The organism is Actinoallomurus bryophytorum, assembly GCF_006716425.1.
GTDB classification, from domain to species: Bacteria; Actinomycetota; Actinomycetes; order Streptosporangiales; family Streptosporangiaceae; genus Actinoallomurus; species Actinoallomurus bryophytorum.
In genome coordinates, this window is record NZ_VFOZ01000001.1 from 1,708,479 (window position 1) to 1,735,197 (window position 26,719).

The 26,719-nt window shown below is 62.7% G+C and carries 25 protein-coding genes; 20 read left to right on the top strand and 5 right to left on the bottom strand.

Translation table 11 applies throughout. The features are described from left to right. Positions 1–90 precede the first annotated feature (90 nt). The 7 genes from FB559_RS08035 (at position 91) to FB559_RS08065 (ending at position 10,196) form a co-directional block, all read left to right on the top strand. Positions 91–837 (top strand): class I SAM-dependent methyltransferase, encoded by a 747-nt coding sequence (locus tag FB559_RS08035; RefSeq protein ID WP_221639922.1) that lies wholly within the window; start codon positions 91–93, stop codon positions 835–837. Positions 838–1,103: 266 nt separating this feature from the next. Next, entirely contained in the window at positions 1,104–3,464 is a 2,361-nt protein-coding gene (locus tag FB559_RS08040; RefSeq protein ID WP_221639923.1) for an SUMF1/EgtB/PvdO family nonheme iron enzyme, read from the top strand. Beyond that, on the top strand, positions 3,461–3,739 hold the full coding sequence (locus tag FB559_RS08045) for a hypothetical protein (protein WP_141954898.1): 279 nt from the start codon (positions 3,461–3,463) through the stop codon (positions 3,737–3,739). Before FB559_RS08040 ends, FB559_RS08045 begins: the two co-directional genes overlap by 4 nt. Continuing rightward, positions 3,736–4,965, top strand: a complete 1,230-nt coding sequence (locus tag FB559_RS08050) for a hypothetical protein (protein ID WP_141954901.1) — start codon at positions 3,736–3,738, stop codon at positions 4,963–4,965. The genes FB559_RS08045 and FB559_RS08050 overlap by 4 nt, the downstream gene beginning before the upstream one ends. Before the next feature lie 585 nt (positions 4,966–5,550). Beyond that, complete coding sequence (locus tag FB559_RS08055) at positions 5,551–5,772, top strand: hypothetical protein (protein ID WP_141954903.1); 222 nt, start codon at positions 5,551–5,553, stop codon at positions 5,770–5,772. Between the two features lie 627 nt (positions 5,773–6,399). Beyond that, a complete protein-coding gene (locus tag FB559_RS46620) occupies positions 6,400–6,654 on the top strand; it encodes an IS3 family transposase (RefSeq protein WP_141954905.1) in 255 nt (84 codons plus the stop codon). Between the two features lie 317 nt (positions 6,655–6,971). Further along, on the top strand, positions 6,972–10,196 hold the full coding sequence (locus FB559_RS08065; RefSeq protein ID WP_141954907.1) for a leucine-rich repeat domain-containing protein: 3,225 nt from the start codon (positions 6,972–6,974) through the stop codon (positions 10,194–10,196). Positions 10,197–11,582: 1,386 nt separating this feature from the next. Here the strand turns inward: FB559_RS08065 and FB559_RS08070 are convergent. From FB559_RS08070 to FB559_RS08080, 3 genes are all read right to left on the bottom strand, one after another. Then, positions 11,583–13,079, bottom strand: coding sequence for an HNH endonuclease family protein (locus FB559_RS08070; RefSeq protein ID WP_221639924.1), 1,497 nt, complete (start codon positions 13,077–13,079; stop codon positions 11,583–11,585). A gap of 433 nt (positions 13,080–13,512) precedes the next feature. Continuing rightward, positions 13,513–14,682 carry a hypothetical protein gene (locus tag FB559_RS08075; RefSeq protein ID WP_141954912.1) on the bottom strand — a complete coding sequence of 390 codons (1,170 nt, stop codon included), beginning with the start codon at positions 14,680–14,682 and terminating at the stop codon, positions 13,513–13,515. Next, positions 14,669–15,661, bottom strand: coding sequence for a hypothetical protein (locus FB559_RS08080; RefSeq protein WP_141954914.1), 993 nt, complete (start codon positions 15,659–15,661; stop codon positions 14,669–14,671). Before FB559_RS08080 ends, FB559_RS08075 begins: the two co-directional genes overlap by 14 nt. A 373-nt stretch (positions 15,662–16,034) precedes the next feature. On the opposite strand from FB559_RS08080, the gene FB559_RS08085 reads away from it, so the two are divergent. The 5 genes from FB559_RS08085 to FB559_RS46625 all read left to right on the top strand — a co-directional run bounded on the left by FB559_RS08085 (position 16,035) and on the right by FB559_RS46625 (position 17,754). Then, the gene (locus FB559_RS08085; protein ID WP_141954916.1) at positions 16,035–16,301 is read left to right on the top strand and encodes a hypothetical protein; all 267 of its coding nucleotides are present in this window, start codon (positions 16,035–16,037) and stop codon (positions 16,299–16,301) included. Beyond that, a complete protein-coding gene (locus FB559_RS08090) occupies positions 16,298–16,516 on the top strand; it encodes a hypothetical protein (protein ID WP_141954919.1) in 219 nt (72 codons plus the stop codon). Before FB559_RS08085 ends, FB559_RS08090 begins: the two co-directional genes overlap by 4 nt. A 92-nt stretch (positions 16,517–16,608) precedes the next feature. Then, entirely contained in the window at positions 16,609–16,755 is a 147-nt protein-coding gene (locus FB559_RS43715) for a hypothetical protein (protein ID WP_185792094.1), read from the top strand. A gap of 119 nt (positions 16,756–16,874) precedes the next feature. Continuing rightward, positions 16,875–17,237, top strand: coding sequence for an ATP-binding protein (locus FB559_RS08095; protein ID WP_141954921.1), 363 nt, complete (start codon positions 16,875–16,877; stop codon positions 17,235–17,237). A 139-nt stretch (positions 17,238–17,376) separates the two neighbouring features. Then, entirely contained in the window at positions 17,377–17,754 is a 378-nt protein-coding gene (locus FB559_RS46625) for a BldC family transcriptional regulator (protein WP_141954924.1), read from the top strand. 75 nt (positions 17,755–17,829) lie between these two features. Here the strand turns inward: FB559_RS46625 and FB559_RS08105 are convergent, their stop codons facing one another. Continuing rightward, on the bottom strand, positions 17,830–18,213 hold the full coding sequence (locus FB559_RS08105; protein WP_141954926.1) for a GntR family transcriptional regulator: 384 nt from the start codon (positions 18,211–18,213) through the stop codon (positions 17,830–17,832). Between the two features lie 128 nt (positions 18,214–18,341). On the opposite strand from FB559_RS08105, the gene FB559_RS08110 reads away from it, so the two are divergent. The 6 genes from FB559_RS08110 (at position 18,342) to FB559_RS08135 (ending at position 22,962) form a co-directional block, all read left to right on the top strand. Then, positions 18,342–18,686, top strand: a complete 345-nt coding sequence (locus FB559_RS08110) for an SCO3933 family regulatory protein (RefSeq protein ID WP_141954928.1) — start codon at positions 18,342–18,344, stop codon at positions 18,684–18,686. Positions 18,687–18,697: 11 nt separating this feature from the next. Next, positions 18,698–20,032 carry an FtsK/SpoIIIE domain-containing protein gene (locus tag FB559_RS08115; protein WP_425455056.1) on the top strand — a complete coding sequence of 445 codons (1,335 nt, stop codon included), beginning with the start codon at positions 18,698–18,700 and terminating at the stop codon, positions 20,030–20,032. Between the two features lie 72 nt (positions 20,033–20,104). Beyond that, complete coding sequence (locus FB559_RS08120) at positions 20,105–20,344, top strand: hypothetical protein (RefSeq protein ID WP_141954930.1); 240 nt, start codon at positions 20,105–20,107, stop codon at positions 20,342–20,344. After that, complete coding sequence (locus FB559_RS08125; RefSeq protein WP_141954932.1) at positions 20,341–21,024, top strand: DUF2637 domain-containing protein; 684 nt, start codon at positions 20,341–20,343, stop codon at positions 21,022–21,024. The genes FB559_RS08120 and FB559_RS08125 overlap by 4 nt, the downstream gene beginning before the upstream one ends. A gap of 13 nt (positions 21,025–21,037) precedes the next feature. Next, on the top strand, positions 21,038–21,376 hold the full coding sequence (locus tag FB559_RS08130; RefSeq protein WP_141954934.1) for a hypothetical protein: 339 nt from the start codon (positions 21,038–21,040) through the stop codon (positions 21,374–21,376). A 197-nt stretch (positions 21,377–21,573) separates the two neighbouring features. Next, positions 21,574–22,962, top strand: coding sequence for a replication initiator (locus tag FB559_RS08135; protein ID WP_342780921.1), 1,389 nt, complete (start codon positions 21,574–21,576; stop codon positions 22,960–22,962). A gap of 135 nt (positions 22,963–23,097) precedes the next feature. Here the strand turns inward: FB559_RS08135 and FB559_RS08140 are convergent, their stop codons facing one another. After that, positions 23,098–24,780, bottom strand: a complete 1,683-nt coding sequence (locus FB559_RS08140; protein ID WP_141954936.1) for a recombinase family protein — start codon at positions 24,778–24,780, stop codon at positions 23,098–23,100. A 290-nt stretch (positions 24,781–25,070) separates the two neighbouring features. Between FB559_RS08140 and FB559_RS08145 the strand changes: the two genes are divergently transcribed. Together FB559_RS08145 and FB559_RS08150 are read left to right on the top strand one after the other, a co-directional pair. Continuing rightward, positions 25,071–25,286, top strand: a complete 216-nt coding sequence (locus FB559_RS08145; protein WP_281286324.1) for a KTSC domain-containing protein — start codon at positions 25,071–25,073, stop codon at positions 25,284–25,286. 108 nt (positions 25,287–25,394) lie between these two features. Then, positions 25,395–26,213: a GH25 family lysozyme gene (locus tag FB559_RS08150; protein WP_185792095.1), complete on the top strand. Its 819-nt coding sequence runs from the start codon at positions 25,395–25,397 to the stop codon at positions 26,211–26,213. Positions 26,214–26,719: the final 506 nt, after the last annotated feature.

Genomic DNA, 26,719 nt, shown 5'->3' on the forward strand with positions numbered 1-26,719 from the left:
TGGCCTTGAGCGGTCAGGGTTACGAGGTGTCCACTCTGCGCGGTTACTGTGTGTGGGACGTTCGGTCGGAATGCGGAGGGGCTGCCCACGGTGCAGGGTGAAACGCGGGCTCACTACGACCGGCTTGCGGACACATATGACGAGAACTGGGCATACAGCCCTGAGTTCATCCGCTGGATGACCAAGTGCATCGTCGACCGGCTCAGCGTCGATACCGATGACCGAGTGGCTGACATCGGATGTGGCACTGGACTGTACGCGCGAGGTCTCGCCGAGCGCGCGGGCCGAGTGGCGTGCGTCGATCCATCGGCGAAGATGCTGGAGCAGCTTCCCGCAGGAGATGCGTATTTCCCGGTGCAGGCGTCTGCGGAACAGATCGCATCCGGCGACGTTCGGCTGCCGTACGACCGGCTCGACGTAATCCTGGTCAAGGAGGCCATCCATCACGTAGACGACCGCCAAGGCGTCCTGCACGGTCTTGCCGGGTTACTGGCGGACGGGGGCCGTCTGCTCGTCGTGATGCTCCCGGTCAGCATCGAGTATCCGCTTTTCGCCGACGCCCTGGCACTCTTTGAGCAGGTCCAACCAGATCCGGAGGACGTCGCGGCGGCCATGCGCAGGCACGGCCTGCGGACCGAACTTACCTACGAGTCGTTTCCGCTTTCGTTCACCAAGACGAAGTACCTGGCGATGGTCCGTAGTCGATACATGTCGCTGTTGTCGAACTTCACCGATGAGCAGATAGAACGCGGGATCGAGCAAATCGATCAGCGCCACGAGGAGGAGCGCCTCAGCTTCCCGGATCGCTTCGCCTTCGTTCTTGGGACACGAGTATGACCCCGGCACTGGACGAGCGGCTAAGCCGTCTGAAGACGGAGCTCGACGATCATTCCCGGATCGCCACCTACCTCGGCCTGGACTTCGAACGCCCCATCCGGTCCTTGGGGGACGGTTACCCGGAGAACGCGATCTCGTGGGTCGGGAAGATCACCGAGCGGATCCTCAAGCAGCTGTGGCGGCATCATGATGTGCCCGGCGATCCTTCGGGGAAGTCACTCAGTGAGCTGATCAAGGGCTGTCGTACGTACATCTCCAGCGGCACGGTGCTCGACGCGCTGGGCGACATCCAGCGGCTGCGGAACCGATCCGCGCACGACGGCTATGAGATCGCCGAAGAGGACGGCCTGACCGCCGTACGCCGGCTGCTCGATGTCCTGGTCTGGTTCGCTGGTACGGGCAGCGCCGCACTGACCGGCGATGTGCCCCGACTCGCACCGCTCGTGGCGAAGAAGGCCGAGTTTCTAGCGGGGCTCTATCTGACGCTGGGTTTCCGGCCGGCCAAGCGCTTCGAGTTGTCCGCACACACGGTCTACCAGTTGTTCAGTCGGGAGATCGGCCTGCGGACCGAGTACGTGGAGCTGCTGTTGACCCGGCGTATCGGGGAACTCCGTCAGGTGCTGGAGAGCACGGGCGGAGAACTGCTACAGACCCGGCTGCCCAAACTCACCCGATTCCTCGTCGTGGACGAGACAGACGCAGAGGCCGAAGCGTTCGAGGACTATCGGGTCGTCACCTACGACCGGTTCATGGACACCGTCGTGGACCTGGAAACCCATCTCGACACGGTGACCGAAGCGCATCCGGCGCTCGACGCCGTACCCGCGCAGGAGCGTCTCCCGCTCTCAGCAGATCTGCTGACCACGGACGAGCGCTCGAACGAGATGACGCTGTCCCGCCTGGGCGACGCGATGAATCTGCTCTCCGAGGTGGCTTTGACAGGCGGGAATCTCCTGGTTGTCGGCCGCTCGGGCAGCGGGAAGAGCACGCTGCTCAAGCGTCTGGTCGCGGCCGGCCGCGAATCGAATGTACGGCGCTACCGCTTCTACTTCGATATGAGCCTCAAGCGCAAGGACGAGAGCTTCGAAGACTTCGTCATCCGTACGCTCGCCGACTGCATGGCGGTCGAGACATCACGGGTCTTCGACGTCTTTCACTACTTCGCCCGCTCCGGGTCGGTGGTGTGCGCGCTTGACGGCATTGACGAGGCCGTATCCGAGACCACCCTGACCGGGTTCCTGGACCTGTTCGCCGAACTGTCAGAGATTTTGTCTGCTGACTCCGCGGTCATCATGAGTTCCCGCGTGTCGTTCCTGGAAGATTCCCCCGAGGTACGCCGGTTGCTCGACGGATCGGCGCTGATGTCGGAGAAACTCGTCCAGCACCTGCATGCCCAGGGCGTCGACCCCCTGAAGATCCCGCGGTTCTCGGTCCTGCGCATGCACGACATCGAACGCGGCGAGGGGGAAGCCGACAGCTCGCCGCTCGAACTGCGTCTGTCCGCCATGCTCGGCATGGCGGCGCCATTGCCTGAGCTGTTGTGGACTCACCTCGAACGGGTGACGGCCGCCGCGTCTCTCTCTGAGAAGTTCCCCGGTGTCGTCGAGTACTTCGGCGGCGCGGCGCTACAGGGCCACACCACATTCACGCTGATCGACGTGTTCAATGCCCTGGGCATCGACTGCTTCGAGGGTGATCAATTGACCTTCGAGGCGTTCAAGTTAGGGGCCTTGTTCCGGCCCGTTGACGACGGACGAATCGCGTTCCGTCACTCCGCTTATCAGGAACTGCTCAGCGCCGAACACCTCAGGCACGACCGCAGCGCCGCCGGTCGGCTGCTGTCGGAACAGACACGCGCGTTCCTGCACTATCGGTCCCGACACGACAGCGGAGCCGAAGATTGCATCTTGGAAGCCGGAACGTATGTGGTCGGCCCGAGCCATCACCTGATGCTCAGGACCGTCGACAGGCCCGTACGCTTCGACCGGCACGCGGTCACCGTGGGGCGCTACAAGCGGTTCCTCGCCGCCGTCGAACCCGAGGGATCCAGCCAGTGGGATCACCCGGAGATGCCGCCCGAGCAGACCCATCAGCCCTGGCGGGACCGGCTGGCCATACCGGACTACTACGAGAACGCCGCTTACGAGGATCACCCGGCGGTCTGCGTCAACTGGTGGAACGCATACGCGTTCGCACGCTTCGAGGGGAAACGCCTGCCCACCTCTTTGGAATGGGAGGCCGCCGCCCGCGGCCACGACGGACGCCTGTTCCCCTGGGGCGATGACGTCGACCTGGACGCCGTCAACTGCGCCGACACCTGGAGCGGACGGCCACTGGTCACGTACGAGGTATGGAAGGAAGAACTCGACCGTGGCGGCCTTCGCGATGCGACCCGCGTGCCCGTCGACGCGTACCCGCACAATACGTCGCCGTTTGGAATCCGCCAGATGGTCGGCAATATATGGGAGCTGACCTCCACCGTCATCGAGGAGACCGGCGACATCGTGATGTGCGGCGGCTCCTACGACAACCCCTTCCGCGCCGTCCTCGCATCTTCCAAGGGGCTGTACCGCCGCCGGGGCGCCAGCAACGTCGTCGGCTTCCGCTGTGTGGAGGATCTCGGATGACCGGAGAATCCGCCCGCCCCCAGCAGCGTCTCGGCCGCATCGTCGAGCGACGCCCGTTCGGCAGCGGAAGCGTCGGACGCACAGGCGTCTACGTCGTCCGCGACGTCGATACCGGAGACGATTACACCTTCATGTATGCCGACATCGTCACCGAGGGTTTCCGGACCATCCGTACCGGAGAACGCGTACGCTTCATCACCGACCCCGAACGGCCCGGTGAGGCTACCTACATCGTGCGCCTCGACCTTCCCGAGGTGGAGGCCTACTACCGATGACACGGCCGGCCAGAGCCGCCATCGTCGCCATCTACCACGCCACCTTTCCCACAGCTCCTGACTGGCATGAGGGACCACTGCCGTTCCGGCACGGCGACGTCCTGAGCGACACGGCGGCGCGCTCCACCTACTACTCACGGCGGACCGCCCGCATCCTGTACGGCACGGCCGACCGTGCCCGACGCTGGCATAAGCCCCTCGATCATCCGGTGGGCCGGCTTCGGGTGATCGGCCTCGAAGCCATACGGCTGAGCGACGAGCCCAATGCGTCCGGCCTGGTCGTCGTCCACCTCGATGCCGCTCGGTCGAACCCACTCAGGGTCATACGGGCACTCGCCCGACGGCAGGGCGCCCAGCTCGACGGATTCGATCCGCGAGGGCTACTCGGCGAGCAGGCGATCGTGGAATCGGACGTTCCCTACACCCTCGCCTTCGTCACGGCTACGGGTCGGCGCCTGCCGCGGCTGTACCGGCACCCTCGGTACGCGCTATGGCCGACCACCGATCAGTGGCTCTGGGCGCTGGCATCCCGCACGAACGGCACCGACCATCCACCCGATCCACGCGACGTCCCGGGAGTATGGCGCGCCGCGTCCGACTTCGAGGGCATCCGGATGTCCGCCGACTGGCGTGGTCTCGTCCTCCGCAGCGGCACCGCATTGGTGGGATGCCGTTCGGACGACGGCGCGAAGGACCCGTTCTACAACCACGCTGAGGTATACGTCCACAGCATCTACCTCGACGCCGTCCTTATTGGCATTCTCCAGTTTCACGGCATCGGCCAGCTCGAAGACGCCCTCGCCTCGGCGCTCGACGACCCGCCACAGACGTCGATGGCCGAACTCGAACAACGAGTCACCATCTTCCGGAACGAACTGTGGTGGCAGCATCTATCAACCCATGGCGTTCCCAACCAGATTCTCGGCGCCTACCAGCGGCAACATCGGCTCCATGAACGCTTCGACCGGGTACTGACAGAGATCAGCGACTTCAACCGCATGGCCAGAGACAACGAGAAACGCCACGTAAACAATGCGCTCGTGCTGTTCACTCTGACCACCGTTCCGGTCAGCATTGCCCTGGCACTCCTCCAAGCTCTCGGATCACACAACCCTTGGACCTTCGGCGTCGTCCTCGCCGCTTGCGTGATCCTTACCGCGGCCCTGCTGGCCACTCGGACCGCTCGCGTCGTCCTACGCTCTATACGGAAACGGCTCAGCATCTGAGGACGATGCCTTCAAGTACGCACATCTGGGTTGCAAAAGCAGGCTCTCCAGTCTGTGGCCTAATAGGCCGAAAGCCTAGGACAAGCCAACCCGAAACGCAGCGTGGCGACACTGTCCAGCGACTGGGACATATGCCGTTGGTCGTCGTCCGCTTTGCTACGCCGCTCGGACTCCCATGGGCTTCTGGTCCCCGTTGGGCCGACGAGGCACCCGGGGGTGGCGCTGGCATTCACTCTCCGCCACGAAGCTTTTTCGAAACACAACGAATAATTACGATTGCTAAGGGCTGACCCGAGGCCGGGGGCCATCGCTCCTAAATGCCGCTCCGAGGGCCTCCTGAGCCTCCGCATAGGCAAGCCCCAATGGCACTTGATTCTCGCTCGTCGACTGATCCTCGTAAGCGGCCACAGTATCAAGGTAGTCACCTACAGCATCTGTGGCCCCCGCATGCATCAGGCGAGATCGTAGTTTGAGGATGCTCCCGTTAAGCTCGCTCTCTTCATCCTCACGTCCAGCCGGCTCCCTGGACGGATCCCCTATTGGCTTGTTGGCTATTACCAGGCGTACATGTTTCTCAATTGCGTCTTGAAGCGCGAGAACGGTGTCTCGCTCGATTTCAAGGCGCCTGATCAACAGAGCATGTTCACGAGTTCCTTGCTCGCGCCTGTTCAGGCGCTGATCGGAGAGACGTTGCCCGTAGACAGTCAAGCTCCCGCCAACTGCAGTGCCGAAGAGACCGGCGCCAGCAGGGATGAGAACGCCAGCCCAAGCAGTCATGGTCACATTCTGCCTGAGGTCGACCGTTGATGGCCTGGTTTCACCTCTTCGGGCTGCTAAGAAGGTACCTCGTGCGGCAAGTCCTAGCCCGCACCTCTAGCCGACGGGCGTGCCCTCCAGTCCGCAGGAACCTGAGACTGTGCGTGCTCCGTTTCACACTCGCTCAGGCCATTGAGGGCCATGCGATACGTGACCCCCTCGATGCGAACTACACGCACTCCCAGGTCATCAGTCTACTTGCCGAGGTCAGAAGTGTTATGCGAAAAGCGGCTGGGAGCGGTCGTGCGGCGGCGTTGCTGTACTTCCGAGCTGTATAGCAGTCGGCCTCAGCTGTCGCGACTCCCCCGTGTTCGGGTGCAGTCTGCGCCGGAGCCGGACCAGCCGCGGCCCGCTCGGTCTTGAAGAGGGCGACCTGCCGCTTACAAGGAATACGGACGGCATGTGGAGGGAGTCGACCGTACGTCCGTGATTGCTTGTGGCGCAGTCGTTGCAGTCGACCATTCGCACGGCAAGTTTCGGGCCCAATCCCGCCCAACTCCGGGCGATGATGGCCGTCCGCCAGCATCGGCCGCAGCGGAGTCTCTATCGAAGCCAGGGCGATTCACCCTCATCTCCAGACGCGTTCGACAACGCGATGGCTGAAGCGTTCTTCGCCACGTGAAGACCGACCTCATCCACCACCGAGCCTGGCCCACCCGCCACGAACTTGAAACCGAGGTTTTCTCCTACATCGAGGGGTTCTACAACCGCTACCAGCACTCGGCCTTGAACTACCTCAGCCCCATCCAGTACGAACAATCCCGCCAAGAGCAACAGACCCTGCACGAGATCCGGCGTACCCCAGGCGGGGGTTGCTTCAAGACGTCAAGAGGTCGCGTACCGCCACGCTACGGGAATTCCGTCCGCCGTTAGCCTGGACGTCCATACTCAGCACAACTCTGGCCGACCGAAACCCTGATAGAGGGGCATACCATATCCCCTGCGTCACGCTGTTGCCTCAGAATAACGATTGGTGCCAATCTTTACGCCAACGCTTGCCTGAGCCTATGACAAGTGGGAGTCTGACAACGCTGATTCCCTCCTTCTCGCTTGCCGTACTGACGAGGGTCGGGAGAACGAACAGTCAAGTGCCAAATTGCTGCGACGATCGCAACGTAACCATTGGTCGTTCGCTTAGAGCTAGGGCCGATTCTGCGCCCGCGCGGCAAAGGTAACAGATAGGAGTGACCATGGAGAGCGGAAAAATGGCCATGGTAGAGCGCAGGATAACTTTTGCGGCCCGCTACCGTTCTACCTCGCTCAACCTGGCCGGCCTCGACTTAACAGCGTTGCCTGAATCAATTGGAAACCTTACTACATTGAATACCCTGGACCTGAGCGGCAATCAGCTTACCGTTCTCCCGGCGTCGATATTCAATATTACCGGGCTCCGCTCTATTAAATTACAGAAAAATTCACTGAGCGTTCTTCCTTCATCAATCGGCAAACTTACCAAGCTACACACTCTGGAACTAAAGAGTAACCGGCTGCGCACGCTACCTGACTCTATCGGAAAGCTTGGCTCTTTGCGGTTGCTCCAGCTGCAGGACAATCAACTAAGCGAGCTACCTGATTCAATAGTAAATCTCGCTCGACTGACTAATTTTAACGTGAGCAATAACCAAGTAGCCGCCCTACCTACGGCGATCGGTAGACTCACCAAACTGCGTACTTTTCAGCTGCAGGCAAATCAACTGAGTGCGTTGCCACATTCGATGGTGAATCTCACCAGTCTAACCAATCTTGACCTGAGCGATAACCAGTTGACTGCCCTACCTGAATTCTTCGATAAGCTCACCAGACTGAACTTTCTCCAGCTACAGCGCAACCAGCTGCACGTACTTCCAGAATCGATCGGCCATCTCGTTGCTCTTAGTCATCTAGACGCAGAGGACAATCAGCTAAACAAACTTCCTGAATCGATCGGCAGTCTTACTTCTTTGCGCTCGCTCCAGCTCCAGGGAAATGAATTACGGACTCTACCCGAGTCGATCGGCCATCTCACCTTACTAACCAGGCTGAATCTAAGCGAAAACCGACTTGACACACTTCCAGAATCGATCGGTAATCTCATTTCTTTGCGCTCCCTCCAGATACAGAAAAACCACTTGCGCACCCTCCCCGTGTCGATCGGGAATCTTAGCGAACTCACCAGCCTGCATTGGCACGAAAACGACCTCGTATTCCCGCCTCGAGAGGTGCAGGCGTTGGGAACGACAGGTCTGCAGGCGTTTTTGCGGTCCTTGTGGGCGGAAGCTAGCGAACAATGGGTATCGAAGATGCTAGTGGTCGGAGAGGCGGCGGTTGGAAAGACCTCTGTGACCAAGGTGCTTTGCGGACTACCCTACGATCCATCGGAGCCACAAACACATGGAGTGCATGTAGATCCACTAGTGTTGACGCACCCATCTCGATCAAAAATCAAAATGCGCCTAAGTGTATGGGACTTCGGTGGCCAGCTGGAGTACCGGGCGACGCAACGATTCTATCTATCCGACCGATCCTTGTTCGTCCTGGTCTGGAATAGTCGACGCGGATGGCGAGTCGGCGGACAGATAGAAGAATGGTTGCAGGCGATTAGCACGGTCGCGCCAAGTTCTCCAGTTTTTGTAGTAGCAACCCATGCTGCTGAGTCGGTGGTCGATCTGGACGAGGTCGATCTACAACGCCGCTATCCTCGTATTGTTGGCTTCGCGCGCGTTGATTGTTCTGACGGCACTGGAATCGGCGAATTGCGGGAGCGACTGGCCGCTCAGGCAGCACTGCTGCCGTTGATGGGGCAACGCTGGCCTGACGCATGGACTAGGGCGGCGGACGCGCTGTCTTCTGAGGACCGGCGGCACATTAGCGTCTCCCGCTGTGACCAACTGATGGAAGCCGTTGGTGTTGATGACGCGCAGATGCGGGCGATTATCCGGGCCGCGTTGCACGATCGCGGAGAAATCTTGCATTTTCCCTATGATCCAGAATTGGCCGACACGGTGATATTGCAGCCAGCATGGGTAGACACGATGATAACCCGGGTGCTTGACAGCCAGGAGATCGTTGACCGAGGTGGGCTGCTGTCCCGAGAGCACCGCGCTCAGCTATGGCGCGACATAGACGACGCCGGCCTGCGGGAGATGCTGACCGCACTAATGGAGCGATTCGACTTGGCGTATCGTGTCGATGCTTCCGGACACAGCGATATTGCGCTGGTCGTTGAACGGCTGCCTGCTGGGGCACCAACCCGTCTTCCCGCCGGGTGGGACAATGCACTTGACCAGCCGGGTGCAAGCCAGGTGCAAGTACGCTACAAGCTGGAATCCCGCCAGGCCGGTATCCCATCCTGGTTTATTGCACGCGAACACCGCTTCACTACGGGCACCGCTTGGTCCCGAGGTGTACTGCTCCAGTATCGCGGGCAGACGATTCCAGCCTGGGCGCTTCTGACCGACGACGGGATGGCGCAACCAACCGTAACGTTGACTGTCCGCGGTCGTGCGCCATACGCGTTCTTTTCCATTCTCGACGAAGGATTTACCGGCACTATCAAGGAGCGCTATCCCGGCCTACGACCACGCCGTATGATTCCCTGTATATGCAGCCCAACTACCACGCCATGTGAGCACGAGTTTGACGGCTCTGACGCCCAACGAGCACTGGACCACGGATTTCCGCTACAGTGCCCCAAGACATTCACCATGGTTGATGTCCGCTCCCTGCTGCTCGGTCTGCGCCCAGCATCCTTGGAGTCAATTCTCACCCGACTGGATGATGACGTACATGCAGTCAAAGAGAACCTCGACGATGTCAAAAACGTAACCACACGTATCGAACGCTTCCAACTACAAGTACTCGATACTGTTAGAGATCTTTTAGGCCACAGAGCCTCCCAGGGGATCAACTGCCCGAGTATCTTTACGCTCGTGAAAGTAGGTAACACACGTTACCAACTGCAGCTGTACTGCGAACAACCGGATAATCCCCATCCTTTGCAGGATGGCGACGGCATGTACGAACTACGCAACGTCCCGGCATGGCTCAAGAAGTACGCCCCCTACTTGCAGTTAGTCCTCATTGGGCTGCGCTATGCCTTGCCCATCGTCGGACCCGCCCTGACCGGAATCGCCGGCATCGCATTGACCGAAGTCGAAAAGGCTCAGCTCGAAGCCTCTTGCAAACTTCTTGAGGGGATTACCGCAATTCCTGATGTAGGGCAACGCATCGACGACGCCTTCCCCGACACACGAACTCACCAAGTGCAACGCGTCACCGCTAACTTCGCTGAGCTCCGCCAAGCTCTTCTCGACATCGACCCCGATTTCGGCGGGTTGAGGCCTCGCCAACTTCCTGAAAATCGAGGTATTGCCTACCTGTGCGTACAACACCGTCAAGCACTTACATACCCTCAGGAGTCTGATGCTCATCTCTAATGACGCTCAAGCGCCCTCAGTTAACCCTCTCTATCGAGCGCACGAACGGCCTTCCGAATCCCGTGACGAACTGGTTCGGATCGGAAAACTGGTTATCATCCAAAATCAGTCAGTCGCCAGCAATTCACGGAGATCGTCTCGGCCTATTCATTACGAGTGAGGCTAGAGGCGTCCAGCGTGGTCCAGATCGGTCCGTTGACCTGGCCTCAGATGGCTGAGCCGGCCACCGACATCCGGCACAGTCCAGGGCCGTCGTTAGCAGAGGCGTTAGCAGTCTTACTGTGCGCGGCGCTGCTGAGGCCGACACACCTGGCGCTCCTACTGCCCGGCTCGCTAACGCTGAGCCCGATCGATCAACAGCTCCCGAGGTTCAGAGGCGAACTCGTACAGTTCGACATCGCCTCGATCGGCATCTCAGCCACAAGGCACGAGCCCCCTGCTCGACCGTCACGTGACGACGAGCCTACCCTCCACGCCTGGCTATTCTCCTTCGGCACGCAGCGGCGATGCCGCACCCTATCTATAATCTGGATAGTCGGTAAGCGTTAATAGTGACGCACTCCAATTTTAAGGCGAAGCGAGGCAGCGCACGTGGATGTCGGGACTCAGATTATTACTCTGGCCAGCGTAGTTACGGGTGGCGCGATATCTCTAATCGCTACAACGATGTCCGAGCGAATTAAATGGAAGCGAGAGCATCACGCACGGTGGGCAGATCGAAGACTCGAAGCCTATCGTAATTTTGCACAAGCGATAAGTTTGTCCTCGGCCCTATCGCGCAGTCTAGCGACTGATCGCGGTTTAATGAATGGCCCATTTCCCATTCCTCTTGAAGAGATCGAGGAGCGCATGTTGCAGGCCGATTACGAGATTGCTGCGACATATGAGTCAGTAAGACTGTTGGGGGCCAACACAGTCGTCAATGCGGCTGATATGTTGCGGTACAGCACATGGGAACTTTGCGACGCTGCGAGGGGACTGAGTGCCACAGGCGAGCAGAAATGGAATGCCGCTTATGCATTTTATCGCGACCAGCGTGCTATCTATTACACAGCCACGCGCTTGAGTCTAAATATTCCCGACATCGAAAAAACCCCACCCCCATCGGATCAAAACCCGGTCTCCAGAACACCTGGGGTCCGAGCATCCGGAGAAGAGCGACCGGGTTCCGATCTTCGTTAAAGGTTTAGTCCACCATCCTGGCGCGCCGATACCTAAAGCTTTAGAGGCTCTGACAAGGCGCCGACGCACGCCGGAGACATCGGCCCGGCGTGCTCGCCCGCGCGAACGGCGGGACGGTGTTACGGGCGGTCTCGCGCGGGTGAGTGCTCCGGCTCGCGGGGGGGCTGGGGGTCGCGAGACCCCCGCTCCGCGCTCGCTTATATTTCAGAGCCTGGTCTCGGCAGCGTGGGCCCCCTCCTTGTAGCCCGAATTGCAATATGGGTGTGAGAGCTGCGCATTATCAGGCGCTCCCGTGCCGCCATCTTCTCGCCTTAGAATATGATCGAAAGTCATCGACCTAAGATTTAGCCTCGCACCACAGATTGCACACTTAGGTGCAGACTCAATGATGTTCTTGATGACTATCGAATTTTTAGTCTCGGCCGAAAAATTTCTTCCGTGACGCTTGTCTTCCTCGGTCGTTACCTTCAGCGATGACCTGAGGGGTGACTGGCTCTTGAGTCGCTCTATCGCATCATGCTCGGTCAATCCCTCTTGTAGGGCCTGATACAAGCTTTTGTGCATCGTAAGTATCGGTGGCACCGAGCGCTGCAAGCTGCCATACTTCTGTACGATCTGATTGAGGAAGTATTTGTACCTGATCAGAAAATCCTCAAAGCCAGCCCGGATATCGGTGAACTTGGCCACCGCCCGCCGCTGCTCCAGATCCTTTATGAAGGCTATTGCCGCGAGAAAGGCTGCCGGCTGGAAGCGGCCTGTGGCACTGTAGAAATAGACCGCTGGATGCAACCCTAGTGATGCAGGATCCTTCCCGGCGATTCGACTCGCGGCCCTCTTTACAGCTCGCATGCATCTTATGGTGGCGTGGCCATCCATGTCATCATCAAGCCTCCTGAGGGGCGAGCCCTTGCGCTTTCGCTTCGAACTTTCATCGCGCCACATCTCGGGCTCGAAATCGTTCACGAAGTTGACAAGCTCGAAGACCATCTTAACACTGTCGGCCGAATAGCCCCTCCCTGCTACGGGTAGATCGGAGGTCTTGATCTGAGAATCGAGATCCGGCTTGAAGATGAGGTCATAGACCTCTTTCGCAAGCTTCTCGATGTCGGACTGCACTGACTCGTCGAACGCGGACCAGTACTTGTGCCCCGTCCCAGCTCGGATGAACGCACGCGCCGCGAGCGCATTCGGCTTGCGCCGAGCCTTGATCATGTCCAACTCGGTATCGTCGATCGGCGTGGCCTGCTGATTGATCTTGAAAAATGAGCTCTCAGCCTTCTCGGCCTCGCCGGCCACCCATTGCAGATTGATTGCGAAGGCACTTAGGTTTCGTGCAAGCCGCAGCCGTTCCTTAGGGGTCGTGTCTGAATTTCGAAGCGCAAGGCTTAGCTCGCTATATGAGCCGACACTCTCCCGGATTAGATCGCGGGTGGCTTGAGCGGCTTTCTGCTGTTCTTGGGGAATATTGCTGTCGAAGAAGCGAATGGAAGTGTGCCTGTCGCCGTAATCGTCATGAACCCAAGCAATGAGCGCACTGAGCCGATGGGCGCCGTCAATGACAAAGATATTTCCACTGATTGTGGAACGCCAGAGAATGACTGATGGAATTAGGTCACCTTCAAGGAAACTGCCGACAAGTTCAGCCACCTTTTCGGGTGACCAGTTTGCCGTCTCACGTTGAAAATCCGGCTTGCGCAGCACGTTATACATGAGACTATCGGGACCGAGATCAGTTATTTTCATAGTTGTGCTGAGGATTGATGACTGGGTCGAAGGCTCTGTCGTTGCCGCCTCAAAGTCCTCTCGGGGGATAAGTGCATCCATATTTACGAGTGGGGTGGGCATTTTCCGGACCTCTCTAGGTGCAAAATGACTCTTCTTGCGATTTCCGGCCGTGCCTTAGAAGGCGCCTTAGCCCGCTGGATAGGACTTCCTGTATAGAAGGTGTACCGGGTGGCTGGGCAGGCTTGCACTCGATGGCACGATGTGGCCGGAGCCGGTCGGCCGGGGCGGGTCGGCCCGAAAGAGGCCGCATGCCCGGACCGGACCGACCGGCAGGCGACGCGAAGCGGCGCCCTTGATAGACGTAAAGAAACTCCTCACCGATCAGCGTCGATGAGGCCGTTTTGCCTTTTCAGGGGCTATGAGCGGGCCTGCTGGAACCACCGATGGTGGGGCCTTGTGGCCAGAGGGCTTCGAGTTCGGCTGGTGTGAGTGGGGCGCGGTATGAGGCATGGAGGACCTGCCGGATCGCTGTCTCGTCGGCGTCGGCGAGGTTGGTGAACCAGTCGATGCCGGCGGCGTAGGCCCACATGTAGGTGCGTAGCAGTGGATCGGTGCTGCGGTCGGCGAGCATCCCGGCTATCTGGCTGTTGCTCCACCACGGAACCCGCGAGCGGGCGTGGTCCGTGCACTCCTCCACCGACGATCCGGTGTTGACCATGAGCTGGAGTTCGGACCGAACGAGCTGAATGTAGTGGTCGACGCGGACACGGGTGATCAACGCGTCATCCTCTGGGGCCACGAACAGTGGGAAAGCCTGTGCCAACCCCTCCAGCAGAACCTGCTGGGGGCCGTGGACGGATGACAGGCGCACCCACGGCACTTCCTCGGTGGCGCAGTGAGCGGAGATGCTGGCGCCCTGGAGGCCGTGACCCAGAACCTCATGTAGGGCGAACTGGCGGGCCTGGACCTTGGTGAAGGTCGCATTCGGCATGTTGAGCCGTAGCCGCACGTGTTGGCCCGCGCCATCGAGCCAGTACGCCCAATAGGCGTCGACCACGGTCTCTTCGATCGTCAGCTCGTAGGACGCATCCGAACCGGTCGCCTCACGGACCGCGGGCTCATACTCGTCGGCGGCCTGGCGGATGGCGTCCGGGGCGGCTTCAGCGTCGATCGGACCCTCAGTCTGGGCGAGGTCGGCCGCAGTGGCACTCCCCCAATGGACGCCTCGGGCCTCGACGCATTGGCGGGCCACGACGCCAGCAGCGGTCACGTACTCAGCGGGCCACCCGGCGGCTGGACACCCCTGGGTCGCACGAACGTAGGCGTCCAGGCCTTGCCGCTCACCCATCAGCGCACGCAGATAGGCCAGATCCGCGCCGATTCGCTGCGCGACAGCCGGCTCATCGGCGTCCTGAGCAAGCTCTTGCAGCCGGTAGAACGTCGTCAGCCGATCGGCCGGGGCCGGCGGCTCACTCTCGATCGGGTGGAAGTCGAAGTCGAGAGCAGCTGGGGCACCGCGGCTCAGCTCGTGGGCGTTCCACGCTCGGATCGTGGTCTCTACGGCGTCACGCGTGCTCACGGGTGACCGTCCAACGCAGTGTGACCGACTGGTTGGGGCGCAGGTAGTCACGGGTGAGGGTGATGATGACGTCGTCTCCTTCGTGGTCCCAGATCAGTTCTTCGGTGGCGGAGTTCTCCGAACCGTCTTCATGTTCCTCGATGGCCGAGCAACTGATCAAATCGCCGGCATCCCCATGTCGCAGGTTGATCGTGAAGTGCCGCGTGTAACGGGGGATCGCCTGCCGCCAGTACAGGGCATCCTCGAACCGGCCACCCTCACAGGTGTAACCGATCACCGCGGATTCGCCCGACTTGATGGCGGGTGAGAGCTGGCAAGCGAACTTGGCTAGATTCGGGGTGTCGTGTACGCGCTGGATCGCAACGCGCCTGGTGCTGTCGATCAAGGGGCGGATAGTGAGTTCGCCGCTGGTGTATTGGAACCACAGGTCACGCGGCAGTCGAACCAGTGGCCGGTCGGTCATGTTGAGTAGCTCGTAGCGGTAGGTCACGCGGGCCGCTCCGTCGCCGCTGATCTCGATGTCTATGCGGGTGTCCAGGTCGATGATGTGACCGGCCAGGTGTGCGAACTGGCTGATGTCGCGGTCGCTGAGGCGCTGAACCTTCTTCAGCTTTAACAACCGCTGCCCAAGTCGCTGTGTACCCTCACTTACTCCCGTCGCCGCGCTCGCGGACAACCCCGCGTAGGAGCGGCCGATGTCAGCCGGCTGTTCGGGTCCCCACTCGACGGCACCGGCTGCAGGCTGGTCGATGCGGTCCTCAATTACGTCGAACAGTCCGCCATCATCTGCCGGGTCCACAACGCTCCTCGACGCGTCGGGCTGGTCTGGCTCGAACAACTGGGCGGCCGAGTAGCCAGGGCACATCTTCTCCAGTACGCGACAGTGGTGCGGGTGCGGCAGCCCTTTCAGCTCCCCGGAAAGCCACCGGTGGAACTGCGCCCTGCTCGGATAAGTTCCGACCAACTCAGGGTCGATCATGCGGGCGACTTTGTCGTACTCCCGGCAGAACCCGGTGTGCGTCTGTAGGTGCTGCTGGCGAAGCACTGCCTTGAGACGTATCGGCGCAGCGGTCACCGGTTTGACCCTTCCCTTTGACCTCACAGCTTGCCGAACTTAACACGAGGCGAGCACGAAACGAGACAAGGCGAGTACCGAAAGCTCCAGGCGGGAGCGGAACGGTATCGATACGTGACACCGCACGTCGGCAAGGTCGTACCCGTGACAAGCGACAGGGCCGGTGACACGACCCGAGCGGATCGCCCGCGCAGCCTCCCCGACTTCCCCCAGGCAGGGGAGCCGGCTACCCGTGTCCCCGTTTCATCGGTCCTGTCTCTACCACCGGGAGGCGGACGTGAGTTGGGATATCGGGCCGGAGCTACGCGCCCTGGCCGCACTGTGCAAGGAACTCAACCTGGCCGGGGTCGGTTCGGAGATGCGCGACAGTCTTCCCGGCCTGGCCGTCCGTACCTCCACGCCGGGTGTGTACGTGTACGTCTTCATCAGCACGACCGGTCAATGGTTCGTCTGGCACACCAGCGTCAGACAACACCCGATCAACGACGCGGCCGGAGCCGCACAGCAGATCAAGGCGTTCCTGGCCGAAAGCGGGCACCTGTGAGCACCCTCAACAAGCTGGCCGCCCGCATCTCGACGCTCCTGCCAAGGCTCCGAAACGAGTTCGCGGACTGGGCAATCCACCAGACAGAGTCCGGACGATGGCTCGCGATCCGCGGCAACATCTGCATCCGCGCCCACAACGCGGCTGAGCTGCGTAAGCGCATACGCCGACACCTGGCCGAAACGGCACGAGACCTCGGTGGTGAGCAAGCATGACCGATCCCCGAGATTTCCGGCCACACGTCCGGAGCAATGACTTTCGGCGGATCCATCCGGCTGGTGGCCGGTCTCCGATGAGAAAGAGGCAGATGGCACTCACCGAACAAGAGCGTCTGATCCTGCTTGCTGAACTCGCCGAGATCACAGCGGAGCTCGACGCGATACAGGAGCGAACGGCCGAGATCACCGCTCGTGTGGCACGCCGTACATCCATTCGTCTCGCGCGGTCGGCATAGACGACATGGCTACGGACAACGCTCGCACTCTCGATGAGCAGAGGTCCGCTACCTCCGACAGCCCTACGTACCGGATTCCGCTTCCTCCACATCCGATCGCCGCCGAACAGGCGCGCATCATGACGAGGCTTGCACTCGCCGAATGGGGCATGAACGCCATCGTCGACAACGCGCTGATCATCACGGCCGAACTCGTCACCAACGCCGTGAAGATCGGCGAGGTCCTTCACCTCACCCTGTCTCAGCAGGACGGTACCGTCCTGGTCGAAGTCTGGGACAGCAGCGAAGCAGCTCCCGACCGCAAGCAGCGATCCTTCGACCGAGTCGACGGGCGCGGCCTACTGCTGGTCGAGGCTTGTGCGAAGGACTGGGGCTGGCGGTTAGAGAACCGAGGAGGCAAGACCATCTGGGCGCGTGTCGGCGACCTCGACGCCGAGCCGGATGCCTCCGAGATCCCGCCACCGCGCGCCGTACGGATGTGACGAGTCGGCCGCAAAGACTCCCGGCCCTGAGTGCGCTGTGGTCACCGTCGGACTCCCCCAAACCCGGCAGCCGGCCACGGGGAAGCGGAGCGGCTCAGGGCCGGGCCCCTCACCAACCACAAACGATCAAGGCTCTCCCATGCCTACTGACTACCCCGACTCTGATGACCTACTGCGACCGCGAGAGGTGGCGGAGCTGTTCGGCGTCCGCCCAAGCACAATTGCCCGATGGGCACGCGACGGACAGCTGACGTCGCTCCGTACACCCGGCGGCCACCGCCGCTATAGCCGGCAGGAGATCCGCGGGTTACTCGCCGAGGACGCTGCACCGGATGAAGCCAAACAGAAGCTGGCCGAAGACGCGGCCCGTCTGTACGACCAGGGCTGGAGCATCCGCCAGGTAGCCGCGAAGTTCGACCACAGCTACGACGCCATGCGTCGCATCCTCGGCATGAACGTCACGCTGCGAAACCGCGGCGGAACCTACACCGGCACCAATCACGGCAACAGGACTTGAACCGCAGACGAGGTGCTCACCCGAAAGAGAAGGGCCTGACCGCGATACGCGGCAGGCCCTTTTGCTTGAGCGAGTTCAGGCGTCGCCGAGGTTCTTGGTCCGCTCGTCCAGCTCGTCCATTCGTGCGCTGATCTTCTTGACGATGGCTTTGAGCTGTTGGAGCTGCGCGGAGATGATCTCGAACTCCTCGCTGTGTTCCCCAGTCTCGTCGCCGGCCTCGCCCGGCACGGAGACGACAACGCTCGGACTCCCCTGCCGGGTCTGAATGAGCCCCTCGTCCCGCAGGGCGGCCATGGCGTTGCTGATCGTCATCTTCGCTACGCCGAACCGGATGGCCAGGTCCGCCACTGACGGAAGTGGGTCCCCCACCACGTACTGACCGGACGCGATGTCGCGACGGATGTCATCGGCGATGCGGACGTACTGCTTGCGGCGGTCTACAGGGCCGGGATTTCCCATGTCAGCGAGTGTATCGCCTCGCCCTAGGTCTCTAGGTGCATAGGAAAGATTCGGCCATCCGCTTGACTCGTCCACCTCTCTAGGTATCCTAGGTAACTAGTTGTCCTAGTTCATGGAGGAGACAGTACGTGCGCAACATCCCGATCCCGATCGACACGAACAAGCTCACCTTCGTCTGCGTCTCCGCACCGCGCCCGCGGCTGGTCGACAAGGACACCGGTGAGGTCAAGGTCGACAAGCAAGGCCAGACCGTGTTCCAGGTCGGCCTGTCGGTCTCGGAGAACGACTCCGGCCGGGTCGAGCTGATCAACGTCAACATCTCCGGTGACCCTGGCCTGAACGTGGGCCAGGTCGTCCAGCCGGCCGGACTGGTCGGGTTCGCCTGGGAGCAGACCCGAGGCGGACAGACGCGGTGGGGCATCGCCTACCGGGCTGCTTCCTTCGCACCCGTCGCCGTCCCGGCCGCCGCCTGAACGGACAGACGGTGACCCACACGATGTACGCCGCGCTCGGGTTCCTGGCCGCTTCGGCGGCCGGGGCCTGGGCCTGGCGCCACTGGCTCCCCCGCTCCTTCTGGTACCTCGTCGGATTCCCGCTCAAGACCGTCCGGGTCTACCTGACCTGGCGACACGTCGCCTACGGCTGCACGCTCACCCGCAAGCGCCGCGTCTGGCGGCTCTCCCTCGATGCGCTCCCCGGTCTGGGTACGGCCTCGGTCGTCATCCAAGAGCGTCGGCGGGTACGGCGGGTGGACATCGAACGCGCACCGCGCCTCGGCATCATGCGGCCGACCGTCATGGGCTGGCGGGTCCGTGTCCGCCTGCATGACGGCCAGATCCCCGATGACTACGTGAAGGTCACCGAACGGCTCGCGCACGCCTGGCGGGTCTACGCGGTGCGGGTGGTCGACTCCGCGCCCGGCTCGGTGACGCTGCTGGCGACCATGCGGGACCCGCTGACCACTATCGACGTCACACCCGAGACTGGTGACCTGCTGACGGTACGGCCGGGCCGGTTGGAGAACGGCCGGGACTGGGTCATCGACTTCCGGACCGTGCCGCACTGGCTGAACGCGGGCGCGACGCAGTCCGGCAAGTCCAACCTGGCCAACGCGATCATCAAGGGCCTCGCGCCGCAACCGATCGCCATCGTCGGCCTCGACCTCAAGGGAGGGGTGGAGTTCACCCCGTACAAACCGCGGCTGTCCGCACTGGGCACCACCCGCGGTGAGTGCGTCGGGCTGCTCGATGACCTGGTGGGCGTGCTGACCGACCGGATGCGCATCTGCCGCGAGGCAGGAGCACGCAACGTCTGGAAACTGCCCGACCACGCACGACCCACCCCCATCGTCGTCCTGGTGGACGAGGTCGCCGAGCTGTTCTTGATGGCCGACAAGAGCGAGAAGGACGAGATCGCCAAGACCGCCACCGCGCTCCTGCGGATCGCCCAGCTCGGCCGCGCGTTCGCCGTCTACCTGATCGTCTGCGGGCAGCGCATCGGCTCCGACCTCGGCCCCGGCGTCACCGCACTGCGCTCACAGTTGTCCGGGCGGATCTGCCACCGCGTCAACGACCCCGAGACCGCCAACTTGACCCTCGGCGACATGGACCCCGACGCCCTCGACGCCGCACGCGCCATCGCGGCCGAGACACCCGGCATGGCCATCGTCGCCGGACAAGACGGCAGCTGGCATCGCGCCCGCTCGGTGTTCGTGAGCGAAGAAGACGCCGAAGCCGCCGCCCGCCAGTACGCCGCTCTCGCCCCCGCGTGGGCTGACCTGGTCGCCGTCGACACCGCGCCGCTCACCGAAGCCGCATAACCCCCACCCGCTCAGCCGGCGCCATCGCGCCAAGTCCCTACCCGAGCCATGCCCAAAACCGAGGTGATCGCCATGACCAACGTGACTCCGCTCCCCCTGCGCCGTCCTCGTCCTACCGGCCGTCCTGCAACCGTCCCGGTCTCGGTCGAGTGGGACGAGGGACGGGACCTGTACATCCTGGCCTGTGAACGGTGCTGTGAGTGGGCGACCATGTACCGGCTGGAAGACGCGGACGGATGGGCCGAGACGCACCGCTGCGACCCTGAACTTGCGGCGCTGCTCGCCACAGTCCTGAACCAGGTCGCCGCATGAGTACCCGCCGCAAGATCGCGGCCGTGGTGGTCGATTCCGGGCCGGTGGCGGTCCTGGCCGGCATCGCCGGAGCGGGTTCGTTCACCCACATCCGCGACACCGCCAACGAACACGGCCAGCACGGACCGATGGCCTGGGCCATCGCCGTGTGCATTGACCTGACCTGCGTCATGGCTGCCCGCGAACGCCAACGCGACCGGCGCACCGGCCGCACCACCCGGCGGGTGTCCTGGCCCGCCCTCGTCCTGGCCGGCGGGGTACTGCTCTCCCTAGCCGCCAACCTCGCCCAAGCCGAGACCACCGTGTGGGGCTGGCTGACCGCCGCGACACCGGCCGGGGCATTCCTCGTCGCAATCTCGATGATCGAACGCCGCTCCACCGGCCAACGTCCCGCCTCGTCCTCGGCCGTCCTGACCTTCCCGATCCCGCCGTCCTTCGGCAAACCCCAGGACGAGCCTCAGGACGAGGCACCGCGTCAGGGCGAACTCGTCCCCGTGCCCGACCAACCGCCGTCCTCGACCACGACACCTGGCGACCCCTTGGTCGCCTACGCCCGCCGCGTCGCCACCGAACACCAGGACCGCCACGGACGGCCGATCACCCGCGACGCGCTCCGTGCCCGGCTCGGTGTCTCCAACCAGCTCGCCTCCGACCTACTCCGCCAGATCCGCACCGCCTGAAAGGGAAACCACCATGTCCGCAACACATCGCGCCGACCTCATCGCTGGCCTGCACGCCCTGGCCGACTACCTCAACGCCAACCCCGCCGTCCCGGTCCCGGAGTTCAGCACCGACGTCCTGGCGCACGCTCGCGGAACGGATGAGGAAGCGTTCGCCGAGGTCGACCGCGTCGCGGCGCTGCTCGGCGTCGCCGTCTGTGACCGGACCGGCCGCGGGGGCCACTACAAAGCCGTCCGCTGGTTCGGGCCAGTCGAATACCACTGCGTCGCCATCCCGGCCGCCGTCATGGCGCTGCACCAGGCCGGCCAGTCCTACGCCAGTTCGGTCATCCCGGACCGTGAGGCGGCCTGATTGGAGCCCAAGCGCTACCAGTGCTGCCACTGCGGCGGCACCGGCCTGGACAGCCACGGCGAAACCTGCGGCCACTGCGAAGGCCTCGGGTTCTGCTGACCCGTAAGCGCCCCCGGCGTGGTCGTACAACCGCCAAGCCGTCCGCCACGTCGGGGGCCATCCCATCTGCATCACCACTGCGAGAGGACCCACCCATCTTGCCCAACCAGCTCGACCAACACGCCATCAACGGCATGGTCACCCGCTACAACGCCCCGGACTACGACCGATGGGCCGCACAAATCCGGCGCACCGGGGGATGCGCACAGCCGGTCCACCTGCGCGGGAAAGTCGAGTACCGCGACCCGCTCAACGGCAACCTGCTCCACCGCTACAGCACAGCAGGCGAACCCGGCGGCGTACTGCGCCTAGCGTGCAAGACACGGCGCGCGTCGCGCTGCCCGTCATGCGCCGAGACCTACCGCGCCGACACCTACCAGCTCATCCGCGCAGGCCTGGTCGGCGGCAAAGGCGTCCCCACCGAGGTCGCCGAACACCCCGCGGTGTTCCTCACCCTGACCGCACCATCCTTCGGGACCGTCCACAACCGATGTGAACGCGACGGACACGTCCTGCGCTGCCGACCACGACGCAAAGGCGGCACCTGCCCACACGGCCTCCCGGTGGCCTGCAACGAACGCCACAGCGCCGACGACTCCCGGCTCGGCGAGCCGATCTGCCCGGACTGCTACGACCACACCGGCTCGGTCCTGTTCAACGCCCTCGCACCCGAACTATGGCGGCGCTTCACCATCCGCCTACGCCGCGTCCTGGCCCGCAACTGCGGCCTGACCGTCAAAGAACTCGGCCAGATCCTCAAGGTCTCCTTCGCCAAGGTCGCCGAATACCAACGACGCGGCGTCGTGCACTTCCACGCCATCATCCGCCTCGACGGACCAGACGGACCAACCACGACGCCGCCCGCCTGGGCGACGCTGACCCACCTCACCGACGCCATCACCGAAGCCGCAACACACGTCGTCGTCACCACACCAGAAGCCACCGAGCTGCCCGCACGGACGCTGGCCTGGGGTTCACAAGTCGACTTGCGAACCATCGCCACGAGCGGAGACCTGACCGAACAGGCCGTGGCCGGCTACGTCGCCAAGTACGCCACCAAAGCCGCCGAATGCGTCGGCACCCTCGACCGCCGCATCCGACCAACCGACGACCTCGACCAACTCGACATCCGACCCCACGCCCGACGCCTCATCGCCGAATGCCTACGCCTCGGCGCACTGCCCGAGCTAGAAGACCTGCGGCTGACCGCCTGGGCTCACATGCTCGGCTTCCGCGGCCACTTCTCCACCAAAAGCCGCGCCTACTCCACCACCCTCGCCGCACTCCGCGCCGCACGCGCCGAACACCAACGCACCGAACACCAGATCACCACCGGCCGCCTGCCCTTCGACGACGACACCGTCCTCGTCACCTCCCACTGGGCCTACGTCGGCCAAGGACTCACCACCGGAGAAGCCCTCCTCGCCGCAGCCATCACCGCCACACGACTACCCACTGCTGCCCAGATCGAAGGGCGCGCAGCTTGACTCGGCTTTGTCTAGCGCAAGAGACAGCCGGATGCAGGACACAGGTGTTCTCCGACGAGTCCGAATGCTGGTTCGCGGAACAACTCGCCAAAGCTCCGCCCATCAGTGAGGCGCAGGCCAGAGACACGATCAGGATCATTGCTCAATCCAAATCGGCTCCAGTCGCTTCGGCTGGAAGTGAGGCCCTCGCTGCTTGAGCTTCTTAACCAGGACGGCGGAGAGGTAGCGGTCGACCACAGCTCGTTGCTGGTCGACCTGGTCTCCCATGGCACGTAGATCCTTACCGCTGTCGACGACCCGACCCTTGGCGGCCGTGTGGCCCCGTTGCCAGTCTTGACGTTCGCGCTTCAGCTCCTTGATCTTCTCGTCCCACTCGGAGACCTTGGCGAAGCCGAACGCCGGCGGCGCATCTCCCGAGTCGATCGCGTCGGCCCACTCGTTTCGCTTGATCTCAGCGTGCTTGAGCTGTTCGGCCTTGTCCCACGCGGCCACGTTCTGGGAGACGATCTCCGGCGTGAGCTGGTCGATGTGACGGGCTACCAGCTCGATCACGTGAGCCTCGCTTTTCGGGGCATTGATGCTCTGCTTTCCACATGACGTAACTGCACCTGAGCATCTGTAGATTCGACGAGCCCGGTCCTCCCAGCCGCCGGTCTCCTTGACGTAACCCTTCACGACGTTGCCCCACATCGGTTGCTTGCAGAGCCCGCAGCGCAGCAGACCTGAGAGAAGAAACGTTCGATTTCCGTGCGGAACCTGGTTGCGCGTACGCGGCGTCCCCGCAAAGTACGCGGCGATCTCCTCGTGTTCTTCTACGGTGAAGATCGGCTCCTGGCCTTCGACGAACACGGGCTGCCCGTTGCGATCCAGCGCTATCTCACCGCGATAGATGCGATAGCCGGCAAGCCTCGGCGACTTGATGGTCGATCTGAGCACACTCGGGTGCCACAGCCTGCCCAGGGGGGTGAGAAGCCCCTGGGCGTTCCACTCCCGGGCGATGGTCGGCGCCTTTTCCCCTCCGAGCAGGCGGTTACGCGCGTCTCGCAGCGCTGCCGCTTCCCGGGGGTCTTGCCGGTAGCGAAGCTCGGACCATACGCGCTTGTTTGCAGCTTCGATACGGATCTTGTCACCGGATTTCTTGGCGACGTCCAGCTCGGCCAGCGTCTCCGGAGTCGCCTGGTAACCGAATCCCCGTCGTCCGCCGGTGGGTACCCCCTGCTCGGCCTTGCGTGCGTGCTCGCGCGTCTGCCGCTCCTTCATCGCCGACACTTCACCGGTCCCGATGATCGAGACCTCGATCGTCAGACGCTGATGAGTCGCGGGGTCATCCAAGTCATAGACGGTGGCCTTGGACGCGAACTTGATGCCGCCATGCCGCCCCTTCGCTTTGAAAGCATGTTCGCGGAACAACCTCGTCAGGTCATAGTCCAGCCGGGTGAACCGATCGGACTTCCATACGAGAGCGGCATTGATGACCCCATCAGCCAGATCGGTCATCATCTGCTCGAACGCGGGCCGCCGTACGTCGTACTTCGCCGCAGTCAGGTCGTCATCCACGTAGAGCCGCGCCAGGGTCCAGCCGAGTTCCAGGGCTCGCTCACGGTCGTCCTCGATCTGCTTGCCTATGCCTCTGAGCCCTTTGTCCTCATCTCTGGAGATGCGGGCGTAGCCGCCCGCGATCACCGGTCCACCAGAGGCGTAGGTCGCTGGATCTAGAAGCAGCCAGTACGACAGCCCTCCGCGTCCGAGCGTGTGGACCACAGCGCTTGCCGGGACAGACGAGGGGACGTGCGTACGCGAGTCGAGACCGTCGCTCATGCAGGCAAGTCTAGGGATTCGTTATCTAATTTGGTGCTCGTAGAAGATCCCAAACCGTACCTCGAACACCTCCGAGAGCCCGACCAGCGAAGACAGCGCTCTACCTGGCCATACCCGGCTAGCCTCACCCTGATTGGACGTGGCGTCAACAGCTGTCGGGCAGGTGAACAGGCACACCACTCTGAGCCGGGAACTCCTTCTGTTCGGCCATGACTCCACGCTGAATTGAAGGTGTATACCCCGGTGTGTCACTTAAGCCGAAATGACGCTTAAGAGGACCATGAGTGACCATGGTCCTTACGCCGATTTCATCTAGCCATCTACTCGCCGCGGGTTACGACTCGACGACCCGGACGTTGTCGGTCCAGTTCAAGGGAGGGGAGATCTACCAGTACTTCGAGGTTCCAGGGAGCATCTACGAGGAGATGGTCAGGGCTCAGCCGCATCCGTGGTCGGCCGTCAACCGGACCCTGCGAGCCGGATACGCCTACCGGCGTCTCTCCTGAGACACACATTGAGATATGCGGCAAAGCAGGGCGATCGCGACGAGAGCCGCGCTAAGTTCTTCGATGCCTGGATCGTCCCGTGAAAGGCATACTCGAAGGAGCGTGTCCGTGCGGACGCCCCGAAGTCATCGCCTCGTCCTCACCGTCATCGGTGCGGGGACCGCCCTCGCCTGCGGCGCCCTGACCGGGTGCTCATCGGGCTCGTCGGCCGTACCCTCCCGGCACGAGACCGCACCGGCGACCGTGCCGCAGGACAGCACCGTACGGTCCGCGGCGACGCCGAAAGGTCTGGTGCCCGGCGTCGATGTCAGCGCTTACCAGCCGCACGTCGACTGGGCCTCCGTCAAGGCCAAGGGGGCCAAGTTCGCCTACGTCAAGGCGACCGAGGGCGTGAAGTACAAGAGCTCCACCTTCAGCTCGCAGTACACCGGATCCCGCAGCGCCGGGCTCGCCCACGGCGCCTACCACTTCGCCACTCCCAACACCGCGAGCGGTGTCGCCCAGGCCGATTACTTCGTCGCACACGGCGGTGGCGGAAAGGCGGACGGGCACACGCTGCCCGGCGTACTCGACATAGAGAACAACCCTTACGGCAAAGACAAGTGCTACGGCATGAGCCACGCCAAGATGAACTCCTGGATCACCGCCTTCCTGCACGAATACCGGGCCCGTACGGGCAGGCACGCGGTCATCAACACGTTCAAGGACTGGTGGATCGCCTGCACGGGAAACGCGGGCGCGAAGTCCGGCAGCACCTTCGGCGCCACGTATCCGCTGTGGGTCAACGACCACAAGGCGAGCGCCACCGGCGTCCCGGTCCCCTCGGCGTGGAAGTCCTACACCGTCTGGCAGTGGACCGACAAGGGCACGTACGGCGACGAGGACTACATCAAGTCGTCCACGGTCTACAAAAAGCTCCTCGCATAAAACCCCGATCGGGGGTACGGCGTGGCTCTCACCGCCGCCGGCATTGTGATCGACAGAACGGGCGGCATGAGCGCGGACAAGAGCGACGAGACGACAGGACCGGAGCCGTACGGATCGGCGCCGCCGATCGATCGCTGCGCTCGGGTACGCCGTCGCGCATCGTCGACCAGGCATTCCTCGGCGGGGGCAAGTTCCCCGACAACCAGGACTTCGGCCCGGGGCAACTCGGTGGTGTGCTCCGGTGCGGCGCCGGAAAGGGCGACTCCGGCGAGTTGACCATGTGCGTCTGGGTCGACGGCTCCACGATGGGCACGATCGCGGCGCCCGGGATCTCTGTCAAGGATCTCGCCGATCTCACGTCCGCGTTCCGGGCCGTCGCAGAAGTCTGATCCCGGAGTGAACGCGCGGGGCACATGTCGCGTCTATTTGACATGTCCGCTTACGCGCCTCCCCCACGGCAGCCTTCCCCTCCAGGGCGGCTTCTTCGTCCGCGGCGTCTGTGGTGG